This window comes from Streptomyces sp. DSM 116793 (genome assembly GCF_057320905.1).
On the sequence record NZ_CM170494.1, the window covers coordinates 8314944 to 8336180 of the forward strand.

Below are 21237 nucleotides of genomic sequence, written 5' to 3' on the forward strand. Positions count from 1 at the left end.
CCCCGTCTCTGAGTGGATCCTCACGACAGGGCCGGTGGTGAGGCGGGTGCTTCACAGGTGCCGGGCGGCGGGCTATAGTCCGAAACTAGCGGTGCTAATTAAAGGGTGGCGGCGCCCATCGCAGGCGCCGGTGCCGCCCACCGGTTCCTCACTCCAGGAGTGCCATCGTGCGTCCAGTCCACTTCGCCGCCGCGCGCCGCACCCCCGTCGGCAAGCTGCGCGGGGCCCTCTCCTCGGTGCGTCCCGACGACCTCGCCGCGACGGTGATCCGCGGGCTGCTCGCGGACGCGCCCGGCCTCGACCCGGCCCGCGTCGACGACGTGTACTGGGGCGCCGCCAACCAGGCGGGCGAGGACAACCGCAATGTGGCCCGCATGGCGGTGCTGCTCGCCGGGCTCCCCGAGTCGGTGCCCGGCGCCACCGTGAACCGGCTGTGCGCCTCCGGCCTGGAGGCCGTGACCACCGCCGCCCGCACCATCGCCGCGGGCGAGGCCGACGTGGTGCTGGCCGGCGGTTCCGAGTCCATGAGCCGCGCCCCGTTCGTCCTGCCGCGCCCCGACCAGGCTTTCCCGCAGCGCATGGAGACCGCCGACACCCGGCTCGGCTGGCGGCTGGTCAACCCCAGGATGAAGGAGCTGCACGGCCTGCTCGCGATGGGCGAGACCGCGGAGGAGGTCGCCGAGCGGTACGCGATCTCCCGCGAGCGCCAGGACGACTTCGCGCTGCGCAGCCACCGGCGGGCCGCCGAGGCGCGCAAGGACGGCCGCTTCGACGCCGAGCTGCTGCCCGTGACGCGCCAGGACGACGTGGTCGTCGACGCGGACGAGGGCATCCGGGTGGACACCTCGTACGAGAAGCTGGCGGCGCTGAAGCCGGTGTTCCGCGCCGGCGGCACGGTCACCGCGGGCAACTCCTCGCCGATGAACGACGGCGCGGCCGGCCTGCTGCTGGTCAGCGAGGAGGCGCTGAACGAACTCGGCCTCACGTCCCTGGGCCGGTACGTCGGCGGCGCCTCCGCCGGAGTGCACCCGGACGTCATGGGCATCGGCCCCGTGCCCGCCACCCGCAAGGTGCTGGCACGGGTCGGCTGGTCCGTCGGCGACATCGAGGAGGCGGAGCTCAACGAGGCCTTCGCCGCCCAGGCGCTGGCCTGCGTGGACGAACTCGGCCTCGACCCCGAGCTGGTCAACCCGGACGGCGGCGCCATCGCCCTCGGGCATCCGCTGGGCTGCTCCGGCGCCCGCATCCTGACCACCCTGCTGCACCGGATGAAGCGGTCGGGCGCGGCGCGCGGCCTGGCCACCATGTGCGTGGGCGTCGGCCAGGGCAGCGCGGTCCTCGTCGAGCGGGCCTGAGCCGCGGCTCATCGCCCAGCAGGTCCGGGCGTCAGAGCCGGCCGAGCCGGCCAAGCTGCCCATGTGGCCGGAAGGCCCAAGAGGCCCAAGAGGCCCGCGAGGCTCCAGCGGCCCGACAGCAGTCCCAGGCGAACCAACGGGCACGGGTGGTCCTCACGGGTGGCGGCCCGGGAGGACCGGACCCGGCGCCGGAGCGAACGGGCGGCGGGGAGTGGGAACGGTGTGGTGATGGCCCGGCGGACCGTTCCTGATGCCACGTCGCCGAAGCGGTCCCCTTGAAGCCTCGCTGCGGCCTCAAAGAGGCCTCCCTGACCATCCAGGACGCGACGGGAGACGGCGGCGACGTGCGTTTGCGCCCGCCGCGCCCGCCCGTCCCCGTGCGCCCCGGCGTCACGCACCACCGGCCCTGCGGCCCCCTGAGCGGGCCCTCCGCGGCGGCCCCGGAGAATGCCGGGCGGCCGCGGGGCGGGCCGCCCGGCGTCGCGGATGCGAAGAAAGCCCTTACCGCAAGCCCTTACCAAGCGTGACGCTCGGGGCATAGCATCGCTGTCCGGTATGGACATCACCCTGTGGGACTTCATGGCGCTCGCCGCGGCGGCCGCGCTCGTCGGTTTCGCCAAGACCGCCGTGAGCGGGGCCAACACGGTGAGCCTCGCGGTGTTCGCCGCCGTGCTCCCGGCCCGGGAGTCGACCGGCGTCCTGCTGCCCATCCTGATCACCGGCGATGTGCTGGCGGTGCTGAGCTACCGGCGGCACGCCCACTGGCCCACCCTGTGGCGGCTGTTCCCGGCCGTCGCCGCCGGAGTCGTCGTCGGCACGCTCTTCCTGGTCTGGGCGGACGACACGGTGGTCCGTACCTCGATCGGGGCCATCCTGCTGCTCATGGCGGGGATCACCGTGTGGCGCAGGCGCTCCGCACGGCAGGAGGAGCCGGCCGGCGCGGCCGGCACCGCCACCCGCGGCGAGCGGCTCAAGACCCGCTCCTACGGTGTGCTGGGCGGCTTCACCACCATGGTCGCCAACGCCGGCGGGCCCGTGATGTCGCTCTACCTGCTCTCCGTCGGCTTCCGGAAGCTGAGCTTCCTGGGCACGTCCGCCTGGTTCTTCCTGATCGTGAACACCTCGAAGGTGCCCTTCAGCGCCGGGCTCGGACTGATCGACGGGCACTCCCTGCTGCTCGACGCGGAACTGGCCCTCTTCGTCCTCCCCGGCGCGCTGATCGGCAAGGCCTGCGTCGCACGGATCAACCAGCGGCTCTTCGAGCACCTGGTGATCGCAGCGACCGTGCTGGGCGGCCTGGAACTGCTGCTGCGCTGAGCATGCCGAACCCTCGGCCCGACCGGCTCACCTCTCCGTCCCCCGCAGCCGCGGAGCCCAGTCCGCCGCGTCCACGGGCGCGCCGCCGTCGTCGACGGCGTCCGCCAGCTCCCGCGCCCACACCGTCAGGCCCGGCACGTCCAGGCCGTACGGCTGGACTCGCGCCGCCGTGCTGCACCAGTCGCTCACGGCGTCGGCGCCGCGGCGCAGCAGCCGTGCGCCCCCCGTCGCGTTGCCGCGGGCCGCGTGGGTGAGGCCGACCGCGAGCTGGGCCAGCCCGCGCCAGAGCGCCCGTTCCGCGGCGGGACCGGTCTTCCAGGCGTCCTCGAAGACCTCGTGGGCGTGGAACGGCTTGCCCTCGTCCAGCAGGCGCTGGGCCTCGTCGAGGGTTTCCGCGGGGCTCCGCGTGATGCCCTCGGGCTGTCTGGGGGTGCCCTCGGAGCCGTACGGAAGGGGGCGGCCCAGGCCGTCCCGGGGGCGGGAGTTCCTGGCCCTGCCATCCTGGTCGCGGTCGCGGTCCGGCCCGCCGGTGCGGACCTGGGGACCGGCTCGGTCGTCGTCCATCACCCCATTGTCCTGCGTGTGTCCCGCGCGGCCGCGGCGGGTCGGGCCCACCTCCGGGCGGCCCTGACCGGCGGGCCGGACGGCCGGGTGGCTGCCACCGTCCGGACGGCCGGGTGGGCGGCCGTGGTGGGCCGGAGGGTGGCGGGCCGGCGGTGGACCGGGCGTCCCGCGGTGGAACGGAGGGGAACGGCGGGCCAGCGGGGGAACGACCGCGGGCCGGGACGGCAACCGGAGGCGTCCTTGCTGCGGCGGTGGGCGTGTGGTGGTGTTGGCGGGGAGCGACCATGGGGGGAATTGCGGATGGAGAGCGTGGCGGGGGCGTACGCCCGGCTCAAAGCGGCACAGAAGTCGGCCAAGGGCGTGTCGCTGTACTCGCGCTATGTGAACCGGCCGGCCGGGCGCTGCCTGGCGGCCGGCTCGTACGGGCTGGGGCTGTCGCCCCATCAGGTCACCGCGGTCAGCGCGGCGTTCAGCTTCGCCGCGGTGGTGGGCACGGCCGTCGGGACCCCCTCCTGGGGGCTGGGCCTCGCGGTCTGGCTCGGCCTCGCGATCGGCTTCGCCTTCGACTCGGCCGACGGCCAGCTGGCCCGGCTGCGCGGCGCCGGCAGCCCGGCGGGGGAGTGGCTGGACCACGTCGTGGACTGCGCCAAGATCACCGCGTTGCACGCCGCCGTTCTGATCACCTTCTACCGCCACCCGGACCACTTCGGGCTCTCCGGCGACGCCTGGCTGCTGGTGCCGCTCGGCTTTCAGTTCGCCGCGGTCGTGACCTTCTTCGGCGGGCTGCTCACCGAGAAGCTCAAGCCCGGGCCCGCCCCCGGCGCCCAGGGCACCGCGCCCGCCACGCTGCGCGCGGTGGCGCTGCTGCCCGTCGACCACGGGATCTTCTGCCTGGTGTTCCTGCTGCTGGGCGGCGGTGCGGCGTTCCGCTGGGCCTATACGGCGCTGGGTGCGGCGGCCGTGCTCTTCCTGCTGGCGTTCCTCACGAAGTGGTTCCGGGAACTGAGTGCAGTTCCCCGCTGAACGGCACCTCCGGGCCCCCGCGGCCGCCGAGCACGTCCAGCGCGCGGCGGAGCTGGGTACTGGAGGTGTGCACGGTGTACGGGAAGTAGACGACGCTCACGCCCACCGACGCGAAGTCCCGCTCCAGCTTGTCGCCCTTGGGGGTGCCGCGCCAGTCGTCGCCCTTGAACAGCACGTCGAAGCGGACCTGCTGCCAGGTCTGGAGCTTGTCCGGGACGGTCTCCACGAACGCGGCGTCCACGTATTTGACGCTGCGCACGATCTCCAGGCGCTCCACCAGCGGGATCATCGGACGGCGGCCCTTGGCCTGCTCCGCCATCTCGTCCGAGACCACCCCGGCCACCAGGTAGTCGCACTGTGCGCGTGCGTGGCGGAGGATGTTGAGGTGCCCGATGTGGAAGAGGTCGTACGCCCCCGGCGCGTACCCCACTCGCCACCGTCTGCCCGATCCGCCCGCTGTCACCCGTACCCCCAGGGCTCGTCCGTGCCGTACGCGCGCCCCCGCCCGATCAACCCGTGCGCGGTCTTCGACGATAGCGTGCACATCGCGTGCCCGTATGGTGAACGATGAGGGAGACCGCGGCATCCGCCGGCAGCCGGCCGGACGCCGGACCGCGGATCCGGGAGGGGACCACGGGGTGAGTCAGGACGAGCGCGACGAGGGCGCCGGCGTGCCGCGCCGCAGGCTGCTGCTGGTGTCCACGAACTACGCCCCCGAGCACGCCGGAATCGGCCCCTATGCCACGCAGATCGCCGAGCACTGGGCTGCCCGCGGCCACGAGACCCATGTGCTGACCGGGCTGCCGCACTACCCGTCCTGGCGGCTCGACCCGGCGTACGCCCACGTCTGGCGGCGCACGGAGCAGCGCGCCGGCGTCCTGGTGCACCGCAGGCGCCACACGGTGCCGCCGCGTCAGACCGCGTTACGCCGGGCGCTCTTCGAGGGGTCGGTGCTGGCACACGGCCTGCTCGCGCCGCCCCGCACGGGCCGGCCCGACGCCGTGCTCGCCCAGCTGCCCAGCCTGGCCGGCGGGCTGCTCGGCGCCCGGCTCGCCGCCCGGCACCGGGTGCCGTACATACCCGTCGTCCAGGACCTGATGGGCGCGGCCGCGGCGCAGAGCGGCATCCAGGGCGGCGCGCGGGCCGCGGCGCTCGCCGAGCGGGCCGAGGCCTACGCGCTGCGCCGCGCGGCCCTCGTCGGGGTGATCCACGAGACGTTCGTCGACCGCGTCACCGCCCTGGGCGTGGACCGCGGCCGGATCCGCCTGGTGCCCAACTGGTCCCATGTGCGCGGCCCCGCGCGGCCGCGTGAGCTGACCAGGGCCCGGCTCGGCTGGCCGGCCGGGCAGACCGTGGTGCTGCACTCCGGGAACATGGGCCTCAAGCAGGGCCTCGACGTGCTGGTCGAGGCGGCCCGCCGGGACCCCGCGACCCGCTTCGTCCTCATGGGCGACGGCAATCAGCGCGAGACCCTCGCCCGGCTCGCGGCGGACGTGCCCAACCTGGAGTTCCTGCCGCCCGCCGCCGACGACGACTTCCCCGAGGTGCTGGCCGCGGCCGACGTGCTCGCCGTCACCCAGCGCGCCTCGGTGCTGGACATGAGCGTGCCGTCCAAGCTGACCTCGTACTTCGCCGCGGGGCGGCCCGTGGTGGCCGCCGTGGCCGAGGGCGGCGGCACCGCGCAGGAAGTGCTCCGCTCGGGCGCCGGGCTGCTGGTCGCCCCGGAGAACCCGGCCGAGCTGCTCGCCGCGGTGCGTAGACTCACCGCCGAGCCGGCCCTGGCGGACGCGCTGGGCGCCGAGGGACCCCGCCATGTGGCCGCGCACCTCTCCCGTCAGGCGGGCCTGGCGCGGATCGACGCTCTCATCGACGAGGCCTTGGGGGGACCAGCCGCGTGACCGACACACATGCTCAGGCCGGGGGCGACGACGAACCCGACCAGCTGCGCGAGCAGTTCCGCCAACTGCTGCGCTACCGCTGGCTGATCGGCGGCGGCATCGGCGTGGGCCTGATCGGCGGCGCCTGGCTCGGCGTGACCGGGGCCGACACCTACGCCGCGACCACCGACGTCGTGCTGCGCGCGCCCACCAACGACCCGTTCGACCCGGCCGTCTCGGTGGACAAGACCCTCAACATGGGCTCCGAGCGGCAGACCGCGCTGAGCAGCAGCGTCGCCCAGGTGGCCGCCCACGACCTCGGCATGACCGGCCGCGCGTCCGATCTCCAGCAGGGCCTGCAGGTCACCAACCCCCCGCAGACCCTCGTCCTGCACTTCTCGTACACCGCAGGCGCTCCCGACGAGGCCGCCCGCCGGGCCAACGCCCTCACCAAGGCCTACCTGGAGCTGCGCAAGAGCGAGTGGGAGCAGGTCAGGGCCAGCATGATCAAGAAGTACAGCGACCAGCTCGCCCCGCTCGTCAAGCAGCACGACGACATCACCAAGCAGATCGGCCAGCTCCCCGACGGCAGCTCGGCGGCCGACTCCGCCTACGCCGTCAGGGCCAACCTCCTCAACCGCATCACCGAGCTGAACGGCCAGATCAGCAGCCTCAAGGCGCTCGACATGACCCCCGGCACCGTGATCCGCGAGGCCGTGCCGCCCACCGCCCCCGACGGCCCCGGGCCCGCCGTGGCCCTGGGCCTCGGTGGCGCGGTCGGCATCGCGCTCGGGCTGCTGGCCGCCTGGGTGCGGCTCGTCTTCGACCCGACGCCGCGCTCGGCCGGCGAGGTCGCCAGGGCGGTGCGCGCGCCCGTCCTCGGCATCGTGCCCCGCGGCGGCACCGGGACGCTGCTCGTGGGCAGCCAGAGCGACTCGCGGGCCGCCGAGGAGTACCGCTCGATCGCCTTCCGGCTCGCCTACGACGACCGGTTCGCCGGCCGGCGCCGGCTGCTGGTCGTGGCACCCAGGGCAGGCGCGGGGGCGGCCGCGGCGACCGCGGCGGTGGCCTGCAACCTCACCGCGTCGTTCGCCGAGACCGGCAAGGACGTGCTGCTCATCGAGGCCGACCTGCGCACCCCCTCGCTCGTCGAGCGGCTCCGCGCGACCACCACCCCGCGCCCGCAGTGGACCCTGCCGGAGGCGGTCTCCCGGGGCCTCGGCCAGGACGGACCCGACTGGCCGGGCGGCGGCCATCTCGCCGTGGACGCGGGCGAGTCGGGCGTGTTCGACCTGGTGCCCGGTGAGCGGGTGCGCAATGTGCCCCGGGCCCTCACCTCGGCCCGCATGACCCGGCTGATCGCCGAGGCGGACGACCCGGGCTCCACCGTCGTCGTCCTCGCGCCGCCGGTCCTCGCCTACGCCGACGCGCTCGCCCTCGTCGACCGGGTGGACGGCGTCCTCGTCGTCTGCGACCCGCGCGCCGTGCACCGCGCGGACCTGGTGCGCATCCGGGAACTGATCGGCGGCGCGGGCGGCACCGTCCTGGGCGCCGTCATCCACTCCGAGCGCGGCGCCGGCCGCACCCGCCGCGGGGCACCGAACGGCGGCCACCGCGCAGGACACCACCCCGCCCCCGAGCCGGGGCCCCGCACCCGCCAGGCACCCACCTTCCGGGTCACCGCACCGGAGGAGGACGGCGGCCCCGCCACCCCGGGCGCCGTCCGCGCGGGCGACCGGTGAGCGAGGCCCGTCCCGGGCCGCCCGGCCCCGACGGCGCGGCATCCGGACACCCGCCCCGGCCCCCGGCCGGGCCCCCCGCGGTTCCCGCCCGCCCGCACGGGCGGCAACCCGCGCCCGCGACGGGACATGAGTCCCCGCCCCGGACCGGGCACGGGGGCGGCGACGGAGCCGCAGGGGCCGCCGCGGCGGCGGCCGGGCGGCACGCCGCCGCGGGCCACCGGCGGCGGCACACCTGGACGGTGGTCGCGTCCGTGCTGGACCAGGCCGCCTCCAGCCTGACCAACATCCTCGTCCTAGTGATCGCCGCCCGGGTCTCCACCGCCGCCGGCTTCGCGGCCTTCTCGATGGTCTATCTGACCTTCACCGTGCTGCTCGGCCTCAACATGGCCTACGTCGGCCAGGCCGTCGTGCTGGAGCGCGGCGACGAGCGCACGCTCGGCGCCGCCTGCCGCTCCGCGGTCGCCTTCACCGCCTGCGCGTCCTGCGCCGCCGCGGTGCCGCTCGCCGCGGGCGGGCTGCTCGCCGGGGGCCGGCTGGGCGGCGCCTTCGCCGCGCTCGGCCTCGTGCTGCCGCTGGTGCTGGTCCAGGACGGGCTGCGGTACGCGTTCTCCACGCTGCGCCGGCCTGGACGCGCCCTCGCCGCGGACACCCTGCGTCTGCTGTGCGTCGTGCCCGCCCTCGTCCTGCAACCGCAGCACACCGCACCGGCCCGCCTGGTCGCGGTCTGGGGCCTGTCGGCGCTGCCCGCGCTGCTGCTCGGGCTCGGCCTGCTGCGGCCCTTCGCCACCGGTGCCGCGATCCGGCTGGGCGGCTACCTCCGCCGCGGCCACCTGGGCAGGCGGTTCGTCGTCGAGTTCGCCGTGGGCAACGCCTCCAGCCAGCTGGCGGTCCTCGGCCTCGGGCTGTTCGCCGACCCGCTCGCGGTGGGCGCGCTGCGCGGCTCCACCACGCTCTTCGGGCCGCTGAACGTCCTCTTCACCTCCGTGAGCGCCTTCGGCCCGCCCGTCCTGGGCCGGCTCGGCGGCCGGCGCGCCACGGTACGCGCGGCGGCGGGGCTCGGCGGCGCCCTCGCCGCGGCCGGCCTCGGCTGGGCCGCCGTGCTGTACGCGCTGCCGGCCGGCGCCGGACGGCACGTCCTCGGGGCCACCTGGCAGTCCGCGGCCGCCCTGCTGCCCGCCGCGGGCAGCCAGTACGCCGTCATGGGCCTGGGCACCTGCGCCCTCGTCACCCTGCGGGTGCTCCGCCCCCGCGCCACGCTCTCCGTACAGGTGGTCTTCTCCCTGCTCGCCGTGGTGCTGATGCTCGCCGGCTACCGGCTGGGCGGCGCCGCGGGCGCGGCCTGGGGCCTCGCGGCGGGCTCGGCGCTCAAGGCGGCGGCCGCCTGGCTGCGGGTGCTGCGGCCGGGCGCCGCGGGGCGCACCGCACGCGACAGCGCCGAGCACACCGCACAGGCCGGCGTCAGCGCAGCGCCGCGCCCCGGTCCTGACGGCGCGTCATGATCAGCAGGATGCAGCAGAGCGCGATCGCCACCCGCCCCGACGCCTGCAGCAGCGGCCCGCGCAGCAGGATGAACGAGTAGCCCGCGACCAGCGGCACCACCAGGGCGATCAGGCTGCCCGGCGGGGCGCGCCGGTGCGCACGGCGGGCGTGGCGCCGGTCCACGCGCGCCGCCGCGTACCCCATCCCGAGCAGGCCCGCCGTCATGCCCACCGGACCCGCGTCGATCCACAGCTCCGCCCACACCGGCGACGACAGGTTGGTGTTGACCGTGCCCATCCACTGTCCCACCAGCACGCCCGTGTCCAGCGGCTTGCCCGGCCACACCGAGCGCGGCACCGCGAACAGCACGGAGCCCGCGAGCTGCCTGCCCCAGGTGTGCCCCTCGCCCGACCTGACGTAGCTGATGGTGTTGGCGAACATGCCCACCTGGTCGTAGTCCTTGATGGCCAGCGGCTCCAGCACCGACGTCGTCTGGACGGGCCGGTAGTTCTGGGCGTCGTAACGGAAGCGGTCCGCGAACGGGAACACGACCAGCGCCACCACCACCCCGAGGCTCAGTGCCGAGCGGTACATCGCCGCGCTGACCGGGAAGACGGTGAACAGCAGCGAGAAGAGGACCGTCAGGAACCAGTAACGGGGGTTGGACACGGGGTTGTTGACGATCCCGTTCACCACCAGCAGCGCCGCCCACACCGCCAGCACGGCGGGCGACCTGCGGGAGTGCCGGGAGGTGACGAGCCGGCGGGTGTACACCAGCAGCGCGATGAGCGCCGGCACGGTGCCGAAGCCGCGCAGCAGTGCCTGGCCCGCCTGCGAGCCGGCCTGCGAGAGCCCGGCGTCCTGGATGTCCGCGGTGATCTCCTGACGGCTGGTGAAGAACACCGCGGGCCCGCCCAGCTTCACCACCAGCACCGCGCTGCCCGCGAACGCCAGCAGCACCAGCAGGGTCAGCCGCCGGCGGTGCACCAGCGCGGGACGGGGCTCTCCGCCGCGGCCGCCGCCGAGGCGGTGCGGGGCCAGCAGCGCGCCCACGTCGAAGGCGACACAGCCGACCAGGACCAGTGCCACGGCCTCGGTCAGATCCGCACGCGGCCCCACCACCGGCGTCGGCACCTGCCCCAGCACGGCCTGCGCCAGCGGCGCCACGCCCATGGCCATGTACACGAAGAGCCAGAACGAACCCTGGAGCAGCTTGCGGCGGCTGGTGAGGATCATCGCGGACAGCCGCGCGCCCGCGTACACCGTCAGCGTGAGCTGGAGCCAGTACGCGGCGTCCCGGGAGCCCGCGCCGGGCTGGGCGGCCACGGTGAGCGGCAGCAGCACGGAGAGCGCCAGGACCAGCGGCACGGACAGCGCTCGGGAGAGCAGCGCCCGCGGCGACACGGCGGAGGGCGCCCCGGCACCCCGCGGAAGCCCCGGTGCGCCGCCGGGCGGCGCGTCACCCCCACCGGCTCCCGCACCGGCCCGCGCCCCGGCTCCCGCACCGGCCCGCGCCCCGGCTCCCGCACCGGCCCGAGCCCCTGCGTCCGCCCCGGCCCGCGCCCCGGCACCCGTACCCGCCAGGGCATCCGCGCCCGCGCCCGGCACCCCGGCCGTACCAGCCCGCGCACCCGCGCCCGCGGACCCGGTGGTCCCGGCTCCGCCCTGCGGCACCTGCGGCATGACGCCCCCCAATCCGCCCCGCCCGGGAGCGTCCCCGCGCGCAGTCTACCGACGCCGCACTGTCACCTCCCGGTAACCGTTAGGCTGCACCAACGGGCGTCCGAGGGGGCGCCGTTGGGGGGTTCAGGGGTGCGCGATCTTCCGGCCTTCACCTTGGCCGGCTACGACAAGGGGCGCGGCAGACTCGTCCAGGCCCTGTGGTTCACGGTGATGAACACGCTGTTCATGGCGTGGTTCTGCCCCGCCCGGCTGCGGGTCGCCCTGCTCCGGGCGTTCGGCGCCCGGATCGGCACCGGCGTGCTCATCCGGCACCGGGTGCGCGTCCTGTGGCCCTGGAAGCTGACGGTGGGCGACCACACCTGGATCGGCGAGGGCGCCTGGATCCTCAATCTTGAGCCGGTCACCCTCGGCTCGCACGTCTGCGTCTCCCAGGAGGCGCTGCTGTGCACCGGCAGCCATGACTACCGGGCCGCCGACTTCCGCTACCGCAACGCCCCCGTCAGCGTCGGCGACGGCGCCTGGATAGCGGCGCGGGCCACCGTCCTCGCCGGGGTCAGCGTCGGCAGGCACGCGGTGGTCGCCGCCGGCACCGTCGTCGACCGTGACCTGCCCGAGCTGACCCTGCACACCGCGACCGGCCGGCGGCCCGTCCAGGAGCCGGTATGAGAGTGCTGCACGCGGTCACCCTGCACAGCCCGGCCGGCGCCTTCGGCGGCCCCGTGCGTGTCGCCCTCAACCTCACCGAGGGCCTTGCGGCGCGCGGCCACGAGCCGCTGCTCACGGCGCTCGCCGACGGCTTCCCGGCGCCCCTGCCCACGGACGTGGAGGGCGTGCCCGCCCGCCTGTACCGGGCCCGCCGGATCCTGCCGCTCGGCTTCAGCGGCCTGACGTCGCCCGGGCTGCTCGCCGGCGCGGGGCGGCTGGTCCGAGGGGCCGACGTGGTCCATGTCCACCTCGCCCGCGATCTGGTGACGCTGCCCGTCGCCCTGGCCGCGCTGCGCGCCCGCAGGCCGCTGGTGCTCCAGACGCACGGCATGGTCGACCCGAGCGGCAGGGCGCTCGCCAGGGTGCTCGACGCGCTCGCCGTCCGGCGGGTGCTGCGTTCGGCGGACCGGCTGCTGTACCTGACGGACCACGAGCGCGAGGCCCTGGAACGGGTGGCGGGCCCCTACCGGCCGGGCCGGGCGGTACGGCTGGTGAACGGGGTGCCCGCGCAGGAGGCCGGTGCCGCGCCCGCCGGGCCGCCCCGGATCCTGTACGCGGCCCGGCTCCAGGAGCGCAAGCGGCCCCGGGACTTCGTGGCGGCGGCCCCCGCGGTGCTGCGCCGCCATCCGGACGCGGAGTTCGTGGTGGCGGGCCCCGACGAGGGGGAACTGCCCGCGGTGCGTGCCCTCGTCGCCGAGCTCGGCCTGGCCCACAAGGTGCTCGTCCCCGGCCCGCTGTCCGGCGAGCAGATGCTCACGGAGCTGCGCCGGGCGCACGTCTATGTGCTGCCGTCCGTGGACGAGCCGTTCCCCATGTCGGTGCTGGAGGCGATGGCGGTCGGCACGCCCGTCGTCATCACCCGCTCCAACGGGCTGGCCCGGGACGTGGAGAAGGCAGGGGCGGGCCGCGTGGTGTCCGACGCGGGCGGTATCGCCCCGGCGGTCCTCGCCCTCCTCGACGCGGACACGCGTCGAGCCGCCGCCGCGGCGGGACGTGCGCTCACCGCCGAGGCGTTCGCCATGGACAGCGTCCTGAACACCCTTTTGGGGGAGTACGCCGGGCTCCTCGCCGACCGGGGGCCTCAGCCGCCTGGGCGCGACCAGCCATGACGCGACGCGAGCGTCGCCACTGCCAGGAGGGGCCGGTTCCGCCGTCTCCGGACTACCGGGCGGTGTGCGGTTGCGCGCGCCCGCGCGGCGGAGCCGCACACCGACACAGCCCCGCGCCCCTGGGGCCGCAGCCCCGCCTCGAAGGAGCGCGGGGAACTGCGCGGGCAACCACGACGAGACGCGAGCGTCGTCACCGGCCCGGAGGGGCAGTTGCTGTCGTGGACAGGCCAGGGGCCTGAATCTACGCCCGCACCCATGCATAGCAGCCACTGGAGACGAACTCCCGCGCCCCGGCCGGCACCCGCGCCGTGATCCTCTTGCCGGAGCCGGAGCCGGAGCCGGAGCCGGAGCCGGAGCCGGAGCCGGAGCCGGAGGCCGGGCTCAGGTCGGGACCCGAGGCCAGCACCTTCCCGCCCGCGCCCACCACCCGCCACGCGCAGGACGCGCTCGGCATCAGCGCCCGGTACGTCCCCGCGGCCGGCCGCTTCCGTGTGCCGTCCGGGAAGCCCGCCCTGGCCGCCCGCAGCACGGGTAGCTGACGGGGGCAGAGCGGCCCGATGGCGTCCTCGGCACCGGGGATGTCCCCGGCGACCACCGCGGCCACGGCCGCGTCCCGGTCGTGCCGGGCGGTGCGCGCCACCCGGTCACAGGCCTCCTGGCCGAGTTGCAGCACCGCCGCAGGGTCCATGTTCGCGGGCACCCGCCCGCTGAGGTACTCCTTCTGCTTCCTGGTGAACGAGCCCGTGGGCGGCGTGATCCGCGAGTCCGGCAGCATGGGGACCCGGGACGCGGAGGGCACGGCGCCCGGCGTGCCGCCCGGCGCGCCGCCCGCGGCGGCCGTGTTCCGCCCGCCGTCGTCCTGAGTGCCGCACCCGGTCAGCACGGCGAGGGCGGCGGCCAGCGCGGCGCACGACAGCGCCGCGCGCCGCCGGTGGTGTGGATGCATGGCGAAAGCTCCTGTGGCCCTTGAGGTGCGTCGGAACGGTGTTGCCGGGTGCCCGGCGAACGGCAGCGCCCCTTCGGGGGTCGGGGGACGCCCCGGAAGAGGGCGTCCCCCTGGCTCAGGGTGCCCCGAAGGTGAGCACGAGTTGCGGTGTGCCCTCCGCGGCGGTGGCCTCGCTAGACCAGAGCCAGAGTGCGTCCGAGCCGCTGCCCGTCAGCGCCACGCTGTACGAGCCGCCCAGTGCCGCGGACAGCGCCGCGGTGTCCAGGGCGGACGAGTACACGGCCGACCCCTCGGAGGTGCCCGTCAGCGTCCCGACCGGCTGGTCGCCGAGCGCGGGACGGCCGGTGTACGTGACCGAGGACTCGCTCCACGCCCCGGTCACCGGCACCACCGAGGCGGTGTCCGCCGACTCCGCCCCCGACTGGGTGCTGGTCTTCACCATCAGCCGCGCGCTCTTGAGTACCGTGCCGGAGGGCGCGGACGGCAGGGTGAAGCGGAGGTACGACAGGTACGCCGAGCTGCCGCGCACCGCGAGGGAGCTGGACGAGCCGTAGGTGGTGCCGGGTGCCCCGGCGTTGACGTAGCTGTCCTCGGCCGCCGGCACCGTGCGCACGGTGTCCGCGGGGGCGGACGCCAGGTCGTAGTGGCGCTTGACCTGGGCCGCGGTGAGCACCTTGGCGTAGACGGCGGTCTCGTCGAGCTGGCCGTCGAAGAACCAGCTCGACGGCTCGCGGGGCCAGTTGCGGAGGGTGTCACCGCCGACGTGCCAGTGGCCGGTGTAGCTCTGGTTGCCGGTGACGGAGTTGCTCCCGACGAGCTTGCCGTCCACGTAGAACGCCATGCCCGAGGAGCCCTGGGTGCCGACCACGTGGTGCCACTTGCCGTCGTTGTAGCGGGTCGAGGTGGCCAGGGTGCGGGAGGAGCCGGAGTGGACGCCGAAGACCAGCTCACCGGCGTCGTCCATGTAGATGTGCTTGTCGTAGTACGTGCTGGTGCTGGTGGTGCCGCTGCCGAACCCGATGAGCTTGCCGCCGCGCCGCGTGGTGGTCTTGAACCAGGTCTCGACGGAGAAGGCGCCGGGGACGGTGGTCGGGGGATCGCTGTAGACCTGCTGGTCGGTGCCGTCCAGACCGACGGCCGTGCTGGGCCCGTTCACCGCGGCGGGGGTCTGGCGCAGTGCCGGGCCGCCCACGTACACACCGGCCGTGTTCGCGGGCGAGGAGTCACCCGCGAAGGGGGTGGTGGACTCGTCGTAGCGCCAGTACTGCGTGGCGCCGTCGGCGAGCACCGCCTGCGGGTACGGCTGCGGGGACGTCGGCACCGTCACCGCGGCCGCCGCGGACATCGCACTGGCGTTGCCGGCGCCGTCCGTGGCCGTGACCCGGTAGGTGTACGTCTGGCCCGGGGTCACCTGGGTGTCGGTGAAGGAGAGCTGCGGGCGCGACCACTCGGCGGAGCTGCCGTCGACGGTGCCGACGGGAGTCGAGGAGCCGTTCCGGTACACCTTGTAGGTGAGCTTGCTGTCGTCCAGGTCGGTGCTGGTGCGCCAGCGGACCTGGACGCCGCCGGGTCCTGTGCTCTCCGCGGCGGCCTGGGGGACGCCCGGTGCGCCGGTGTCGGGGCCCGAGGCGAAGCGGGTCAGGCCCTGGGCGGCGGCGCCGTTGACGGTGGTGAACTCGCCGCCCACCCACATGTAGCGGGTGTCGCCGGCGCCGGCGACGGTCAGGGCGCGCGGGCCGATGCCCTCGCCGAGGCCGTCGTTGGTGTCGGGGAACCAGCCGAGCAGGCTCGGGTCGTCGGTGGGCTCGGCCATCAGGTGGTGCCGCCGCCCGTCGGGGAACTCGCCCATGGTGGAGCAGTCGTGGGCGTGCGACGCGCTGTACAGCACACCCTGGTAGGAGAGCACGGACTGGGTGGCGCCCAGACAGGTGTCCCGCCAGCGCTGGTCGAAGGTGCCGGCGTCGATGGCGATACGGCCGTCGAAGACACCGCCGCCGGTGCCCTCGTTGCCGGTGTAGAAGCCGGTGGCGTCGGTGTCGACGGCCTTCACCACCGAGGTGGTGGAGATGAAGCCCAGCGGATACGTCCTGACGTTGGCGCCGGTGGTGGCGTCGACCACGGCGAGGGCGTGCGAGTCGGCGCGGTTCACCGTGAAGAAGTCGCCGCCGAGCACCACGTTCTTGCCGTCCGCGGTCACCTTCACGGCCCGCCCCGGCTCGTCGGCGTCCGCGCGGAACGGTCGTACGTCCCCGTTCGTGGCGTCCACGGCGGCGAACCGCTGGCGCGGCTGCCCGTCCACCGTGGTGAAGTCGCCGCCCGCGTAGACCGTGTCGTCGGTGACCGACAGCGCCCGCACGGTGGCCGGGAAGGCGGCGTGGAAGCCGGGCCTGGGGGTGCAGGTGGCGATGTCGATCGCGGCGAGGCTGCTGACCGGGGTGCCGTTCACGGAGCCGAAGTACCCGCCCGCGTACAGCGTCCTCTGGTCCGGCGAGACGGCCAGGGCCCGCACGGTGGCCGTACCGCTGCCCACCGTGAAGGAGAGGCTGCACGGGGTGGGGGCGCCGGTGGCGGCGTTCATCGCGACGAAGTTGACCGCGTCGCGGGCCTCGCCGGTGGCGCCCTGCGGCGGGCGGACCTGGGAGAAGGTGCCGCCGACGAAGACCGTGTCACCGGCGTGCGCCAGCGCCCACACGATCCCGTTGGTCTGCCAGGTGGGCAGATCGTCGGCGGTGAACGCCACCGGCGGGGTGAGGGCCGCCGCACCGGGCGTCGTGACCACCCCCAGTCCGGTGGCGGCGAAGGAGAGGACGAGGGCAGCCGTGAGCCCCCTGGATCTGTACATATACCCCCCAGGCTGATAGGCCCGGTCATGTGGCCGGAAGTGACCTCAAAAACCCCTGTGCTCGCGAACCATACGGGCTGGCGAATCGCCCTGGGCCACACTTGACGAAATCCCGTACCAAGCGGCAACCACGCGCGCACACCGCGCAGGACGCGACGTCGTGCCCCTGCCGCCCACACACTCGGGACGTCAGCGGTCGATCCGGACGGTCGCCCCGGCGAGCTGCTGCTCCACCTGCCGGACATCCGCGTCGACCATGATCCGCGCCAGCTCGTCGACCAGCACCCGCGGCTTCCAGCCGAGCAGGTCGCGGGCCTTGGAGGCGTCGCCTATCAGGGCGTCGACCTCGCTGGGCCGCTCGTACTTGGGGTCGTACCGCACGTGGTCGCCGGCGTCGAGGCCCGCATGCGCGAAGGCGGTGTCCACGAACTGCCGCACGGTGGCCGGCACCCCGGTCGCCACCACGTAGTCGGACGGCTCGTCGTGCTGGAGCATCCGCCACATCGCCTCCACGTACTCCGGCGCGTAGCCCCAGTCCCGCACCGCGTCCAGGTTGCCCAGGTAGAGCCGGTCCTGCAGGCCGGCCTTGATCCGGGCCACCGCCCGGGTCACCTTGCGGGTCACGAAGGTCTCCCCGCGGCGCGGCGACTCGTGGTTGAACAGGATCCCGTTCACCGCGAACATCCCGTACGCCTCGCGGTAGTTGACCGTGGCCCAGTACGCGTACACCTTCGCGGCGCCGTACGGGCTGCGCGGGTGGAAGGGGGTCGTCTCGTTCTGCGGCGGGGGAGTGGCGCCGAACATCTCCGAGGACGAGGCCTGGTAGATCCGGGTGCGCACGCCGCTCGCGCGGATCGCCTCCAGCAGCCGCAGGGCGCCCAGGCCGGTGACGTCGCCGGTGTAGAGGGGGGCGTCGAACGAGACGCGGACATGCGACTGCGCGCCGAGGTTGTACACCTCGTCCGGTCTGATGTCCCGCAGCAGGTTCACCAGCGCCACCCCGTCGGCGAGGTCGGCGTGGTGCAGCACGAAGGACCGGTTGGCCTCCTGCGGCCCCTGGTAGATGTGGTCGATGCGCTCGGTGTTGAAGCTGGACGAGCGCCGCAGCAGGCCGTGCACCGTGTACCCCTTGGAGAGCAGCAGCTCCGCCAGATAGGAACCGTCCTGCCCGGTGACTCCGGTGATCAGCGCGCATTTGCTCATACGGTGTGCTCCCCTTCCGACCGGGTGTGCCCGCGCGGGGACCACGGTCTGCTGTGGCGGCGGCGGTGCCGTGCGCCGGTGGGTTCTCCGGCATGTCGTGATGTAGAGCCAGAAATCATCGTTCGCCATGCCTTGGGGTGCCGGCTGCTGGCATCATCCGGGGCATGACCGAATCGCTGCTGCCCGACCGGGCCCGCATATTCGTCGCGGGACACCGCGGCCTCGTCGGCTCCGCGGTGGCCCGCCGGCTGACCGCGGACGGCCACCGGGTCCTCACCCGCACCCGCGCCGAGCTGGATCTGCGTGATGCGGCCCGCACCGCCGACGTGCTGCGCGAGCTGCGCCCCGACGCGGTGGTGCTGGCCGCGGCCAAGGTCGGCGGCATCCTCGCCAACAGCACCCACCCGGTGCAGTTCATCGAGGAGAACCTTCAGATCCAGCTGAGCGTGATCGCCGGGGCGCACGCCGCCGGGGTGCGGCGGCTGCTGTTCCTCGGCTCGTCCTGCATCTACCCCAAGCTGGCCGCCCAGCCGATCAGCGAGGACGCCCTCCTCGGCGGCCCCCTGGAGCCCACCAACCGCGCCTATGCGCTGGCGAAGATCGCCGGCATCGTCCAGGTCCAGTCGTACCGGCAGCAGTACGGTGCGTCGTACATCTCCGCCATGCCGACCAATCTCTACGGTCCCGGCGACAACTTCGACCTGGCGACCTCGCACGTCCTGCCCGCGCTGATCCGACGGTTCCACGAGGCGCGACAGGCCGGCCGCGACGAGGTGGTGCTGTGGGGCTCGGGCACCCCGCGCCGTGAGTTCCTGCACGTCGACGACCTGGCCTCGGCGTGCGCGCTGCTGCTGCGGGTCTACGACGGTGACGACCCGGTGAACGTCGGCTGCGGCGCCGACCTGACGATCCGCGAGCTGGCCGGGACCGTCGCGGAGGTGACCGGCTTCACCGGCCGGATCGCCTGGGACACCGGCAAGCCCGACGGCACCCCGCGCAAGCTCCTCGACGTCTCCCGGCTGACCGCGCTCGGCTGGCGCCCCGCCGTCCCCCTCCGCGCGGGCATCGCGGCCACCTACGCCCACTGGCGCGCCGGCTCCGGGACCTGACCGGCCCCGGACACCCCGCGGGGTCCCGGGCGCCCTCCGCGGGGGACGCCCTGCCGCCCGCGCCCGCGGTGCGCCGTGTACCGCCCGCGCCCGCGGGGTGCGTCGTATCGCCACCGCTCTCCCGCCGCCCTCAGTACGCCCCGCGGCCGTCGACGACGGCGCGGAGGGTGCGGGCCATCACGTCGAGGTCGCTGGTGAAGGACCAGTTGTCGACGTAACTCAGGTCGAGCTGGACCGCCTCGTCCCAGGACAGGTCGGAGCGTCCGCCGATCTGCCACAGCCCCGTCATCCCGGGGCGCACCGCGAGCCTGCGCTGCTCCACCGGCGTGTAGTGCGCGACCTCCTCGGCCAGCGGCGGCCGGGGCCCGACCAGCGACATCTCGCCGCGCAGCACGTTCGTGAGCTGCGGCAGCTCGTCCAGCGAGGCGCGCCGCAGCAGCCGGCCGACCCGGGTCACCCGGGGGTCGGAGCGGATCTTGAACACCGGCCCGTCCTGCTCGTTCTCACCGGCCAGCTCGGCCTTGCGGGCGTCCGCGCCGGCGACCATGGTGCGGAACTTCCACATGGTGAACGGCGCCCCGCCCTGCCCGATCCGCTGCTGCCGGTAGAGCACGGGACCCGGCGAGCTCAGCCGGACGGCCAGCGCGACGGCGAGCAGCAGCGGTGCGAGCACCAGCAGCCCGAGCCCCGCGGCCACCCGGTCCAGGGCGTGCTTGAGCGCGGGCTGGATGCCGTGCCGGAGCGGGGGAGCGATGCGCAGCAGTGCCATGCCGGCCGCGGACGTGGTTTCGAGCCGTTTGACGGAGACCTCCACGAGGCCCGGCGCCAGGGCCAGTTCGAGGCCGGCGTCGTGCAGTCCCCACGACAGCCTCCGCAGCCGCTCCCCGCAGAGCAGTGCGCCGGAGGCGACCAGCGCCACATCGGCGCCGCGGGCCCGGGCCGCCGTCAGCACCGCGGCGGTGTCCCGGTCCGCGGCGGGGTGCCCGTCCGGGGCGGTGTCCTCGTCCGCCGTGGTGTCCTCGTCGGGCCCGGCGGGCGCCCCGCGGCCGAGGCGGGTGGCCACCGGAAGCCCGCTGCCCAGCGCGCCGCCGCCGACCACCGCCACCCCCACCACCACATACGGGTGGTCGGTGCGGCTCGCCAGCTGCCCGGCCACCGCGTCGGCCGCGGCGGGCTCGCCCACCACCAGCACCCGGACCACCGCCTGGGCCTCCCGGCGGCTGGCCGTCAGCTGCCGGTAGACCAGCTTGTGGCAGAGCAGAGTGGCCGCCAGCGGTGGCACCAGGGCGGCCAGGCAGAGCGATGGCGGCTGGCGCAGATCGGCGGCGACCCGGGCGACCGCCAGCACACCGAGCAGGATCAGCCAGTCGTGCAGCACCGGGAGCGTGCCACGGGACTCGCCCAGTGCCCGGGCCGCGTACCGGCCCCGGAAGAGCCGCACCGCCGGCCAGGCGATGGCCGCGAGCAGCACGGCCAGCACCCAGGGGTACAGCGGGGCGGCCGCGGGGCGCAGGACCAGGGCCGCAGAGAGGCCCGGTCCGAGACTGTCGACCAGCAGCGTGACGGGGAGGTACCAGCGGGGTTTGGCGCCCGGCGCGGCGGCCGGTGCCCGGGTGCGGGTCCGCGTCGGTGACGTATGTATCCCGGATGCCTGAACATGCCGCATGTACCCCCCTGGACGTCATGCCCCGCGCCCATGTGGTCCGTCACGGTCGCGGGTACCCCAGCCGGCGACCTGGCCGCGTGGCGGCGAACAGTATGGCAATCATCTGTGTGTTGAGTGCGCATAACGTGAATATCGTCAGAGAGTTGCGCAGAGTTCAGGCCATTCGGTGTGGGAGACGGCGGTGTGTGATTCCGCACCACGGGTCCCAGCGGACCGCCCGGCGGGCGGGTGCCTGCCGCGCCACCGACCGGGCGAGGCCCGGTGAGGCCCGGTGGTGCGGCGGCGGGTGGCGACGGCCCGGCCGGCGAGGGCCCCCGGCGGTCCCGGCGCCGTGCACGCGGAGGGCCGTGGACCGCGCTGTCCCGCGCCGACGGCTACCAGTACTGCCGTACCAGCCGGCTGCCGCGCCGTCCCGGTGGCCGGATGCCCGGAGCCGCCGGCCGGGCCGGGTGTCCGGAAGTCGCCCGGCGCGGGGTGGCGTTGCGGCGTGCGGCGGGGCGCCACCGGTAGGGTTCGCGCTCCCGTGCGGGCATGCGACCGGATGTCGCGTTGTCCGGGCACCGGCGGATCGGCTCTACTGCCTCATACCGGGCCTTTCCACCCAGGCCCGGCGATCC

The 21237-nt window shown here is 74.9% G+C and carries 16 protein-coding genes; 9 read left to right on the plus strand and 7 right to left on the minus strand.

The annotated features are described in order from the left end of the window. Positions 1–167: 167 nt before the first annotated feature. On the plus strand, positions 168–1355 hold the full coding sequence (locus ACSMXW_RS32800; RefSeq protein WP_485801717.1) for a thiolase family protein: 1188 nt from the start codon (positions 168–170) through the stop codon (positions 1353–1355). A gap of 555 nt (positions 1356–1910) precedes the next feature. Continuing rightward, a complete protein-coding gene (locus tag ACSMXW_RS32805) occupies positions 1911–2672 on the plus strand; it encodes a sulfite exporter TauE/SafE family protein (protein ID WP_485801719.1) in 762 nt (253 codons plus the stop codon). Positions 2673–2699: 27 nt separating this feature from the next. Here ACSMXW_RS32805 and ACSMXW_RS32810 read toward each other — a convergent pair whose 3' ends face one another. Next, entirely contained in the window at positions 2700–3236 is a 537-nt protein-coding gene (locus ACSMXW_RS32810) for a DUF309 domain-containing protein (protein WP_485801721.1), read from the minus strand. A 300-nt stretch (positions 3237–3536) separates the two neighbouring features. Between ACSMXW_RS32810 and ACSMXW_RS32815 the strand changes: the two genes are divergently transcribed. Beyond that, positions 3537–4259, plus strand: coding sequence for a CDP-alcohol phosphatidyltransferase family protein (locus tag ACSMXW_RS32815; protein WP_485801723.1), 723 nt, complete (start codon positions 3537–3539; stop codon positions 4257–4259). On the opposite strand, the gene ACSMXW_RS32820 is transcribed toward ACSMXW_RS32815, so the two are convergent. After that, entirely contained in the window at positions 4219–4689 is a 471-nt protein-coding gene (locus ACSMXW_RS32820; RefSeq protein WP_485801725.1) for an FAD synthase family protein, read from the minus strand. The genes ACSMXW_RS32815 and ACSMXW_RS32820 overlap by 41 nt on opposite strands. A gap of 262 nt (positions 4690–4951) precedes the next feature. Here ACSMXW_RS32820 and ACSMXW_RS32825 point away from each other — a divergent pair, with 262 nt between their 5' ends. The 3 genes from ACSMXW_RS32825 to ACSMXW_RS32835 all read left to right on the plus strand — a co-directional run bounded on the left by ACSMXW_RS32825 (position 4952) and on the right by ACSMXW_RS32835 (position 9377). Continuing rightward, entirely contained in the window at positions 4952–6157 is a 1206-nt protein-coding gene (locus ACSMXW_RS32825; protein WP_485808456.1) for a glycosyltransferase, read from the plus strand. Further along, entirely contained in the window at positions 6154–7878 is a 1725-nt protein-coding gene (locus ACSMXW_RS32830) for a lipopolysaccharide biosynthesis protein (RefSeq protein ID WP_485801726.1), read from the plus strand. Before ACSMXW_RS32825 ends, ACSMXW_RS32830 begins: the two co-directional genes overlap by 4 nt. A gap of 239 nt (positions 7879–8117) precedes the next feature. Beyond that, positions 8118–9377 carry an MATE family efflux transporter gene (locus ACSMXW_RS32835; protein ID WP_485801728.1) on the plus strand — a complete coding sequence of 420 codons (1260 nt, stop codon included), beginning with the start codon at positions 8118–8120 and terminating at the stop codon, positions 9375–9377. On the opposite strand, the gene ACSMXW_RS32840 is transcribed toward ACSMXW_RS32835, so the two are convergent. Next, complete coding sequence (locus tag ACSMXW_RS32840) at positions 9337–10761, minus strand: hypothetical protein (protein WP_485801729.1); 1425 nt, start codon at positions 10759–10761, stop codon at positions 9337–9339. The genes ACSMXW_RS32835 and ACSMXW_RS32840 overlap by 41 nt on opposite strands. 408 nt (positions 10762–11169) lie before the next feature. Here ACSMXW_RS32840 and ACSMXW_RS32845 point away from each other — a divergent pair, with 408 nt between their 5' ends. Then, positions 11170–11706, plus strand: coding sequence for a WcaF family extracellular polysaccharide biosynthesis acetyltransferase (locus ACSMXW_RS32845; RefSeq protein WP_485801731.1), 537 nt, complete (start codon positions 11170–11172; stop codon positions 11704–11706). Beyond that, the gene (locus tag ACSMXW_RS32850) at positions 11703–12854 is read left to right on the plus strand and encodes a glycosyltransferase (RefSeq protein ID WP_485801732.1); all 1152 of its coding nucleotides are present in this window, start codon (positions 11703–11705) and stop codon (positions 12852–12854) included. The genes ACSMXW_RS32845 and ACSMXW_RS32850 overlap by 4 nt, the downstream gene beginning before the upstream one ends. Positions 12855–13095: 241 nt before the next feature. Here the strand turns inward: ACSMXW_RS32850 and ACSMXW_RS32855 are convergent, their stop codons facing one another. From ACSMXW_RS32855 to gmd, 3 genes are all read right to left on the minus strand, one after another. Next, complete coding sequence (locus ACSMXW_RS32855) at positions 13096–13800, minus strand: hypothetical protein (protein ID WP_485801734.1); 705 nt, start codon at positions 13798–13800, stop codon at positions 13096–13098. A gap of 115 nt (positions 13801–13915) precedes the next feature. Then, positions 13916–16642, minus strand: coding sequence for a LamG-like jellyroll fold domain-containing protein (locus tag ACSMXW_RS32860; RefSeq protein WP_485801735.1), 2727 nt, complete (start codon positions 16640–16642; stop codon positions 13916–13918). A gap of 189 nt (positions 16643–16831) precedes the next feature. Then, complete coding sequence (gene gmd / locus ACSMXW_RS32865; protein WP_485801736.1) at positions 16832–17845, minus strand: GDP-mannose 4,6-dehydratase; 1014 nt, start codon at positions 17843–17845, stop codon at positions 16832–16834. A gap of 164 nt (positions 17846–18009) precedes the next feature. On the opposite strand from gmd, the gene ACSMXW_RS32870 reads away from it, so the two are divergent. After that, a complete protein-coding gene (locus ACSMXW_RS32870; protein WP_485801737.1) occupies positions 18010–18954 on the plus strand; it encodes a GDP-L-fucose synthase family protein in 945 nt (314 codons plus the stop codon). A 130-nt stretch (positions 18955–19084) separates the two neighbouring features. On the opposite strand, the gene ACSMXW_RS32875 is transcribed toward ACSMXW_RS32870, so the two are convergent. Beyond that, positions 19085–20620, minus strand: a complete 1536-nt coding sequence (locus ACSMXW_RS32875; protein ID WP_485801739.1) for an exopolysaccharide biosynthesis polyprenyl glycosylphosphotransferase — start codon at positions 20618–20620, stop codon at positions 19085–19087. Positions 20621–21237: the final 617 nt, after the last annotated feature.

Excerpts from the sequence above, each read along its gene's own strand:
- ACSMXW_RS32875 (WP_485801739.1), bottom strand. The coding sequence starts at position 20,620 with ATGCGGCATGTTCAGGCATCCGGGATACATACGTCACCGACGCGGACC.
- ACSMXW_RS32870 (WP_485801737.1), top strand. The coding sequence starts at position 18,010 with ATGACCGAATCGCTGCTGCCCGACCGGGCCCGCATATTCGTCGCGGGA.
- ACSMXW_RS32855 (WP_485801734.1), bottom strand. The coding sequence starts at position 13,800 with ATGCATCCACACCACCGGCGGCGCGCGGCGCTGTCGTGCGCCGCGCTG.
- ACSMXW_RS32810 (WP_485801721.1), bottom strand. The coding sequence starts at position 3,236 with ATGGACGACGACCGAGCCGGTCCCCAGGTCCGCACCGGCGGGCCGGAC.
- gmd (WP_485801736.1), bottom strand. The coding sequence starts at position 17,845 with ATGAGCAAATGCGCGCTGATCACCGGAGTCACCGGGCAGGACGGTTCC.
- ACSMXW_RS32860 (WP_485801735.1), bottom strand. The coding sequence starts at position 16,642 with ATGTACAGATCCAGGGGGCTCACGGCTGCCCTCGTCCTCTCCTTCGCC.
- ACSMXW_RS32815 (WP_485801723.1), top strand. The coding sequence starts at position 3,537 with ATGGAGAGCGTGGCGGGGGCGTACGCCCGGCTCAAAGCGGCACAGAAG.
- ACSMXW_RS32850 (WP_485801732.1), top strand. The coding sequence starts at position 11,703 with ATGAGAGTGCTGCACGCGGTCACCCTGCACAGCCCGGCCGGCGCCTTC.
- ACSMXW_RS32805 (WP_485801719.1), top strand. The coding sequence starts at position 1,911 with ATGGACATCACCCTGTGGGACTTCATGGCGCTCGCCGCGGCGGCCGCG.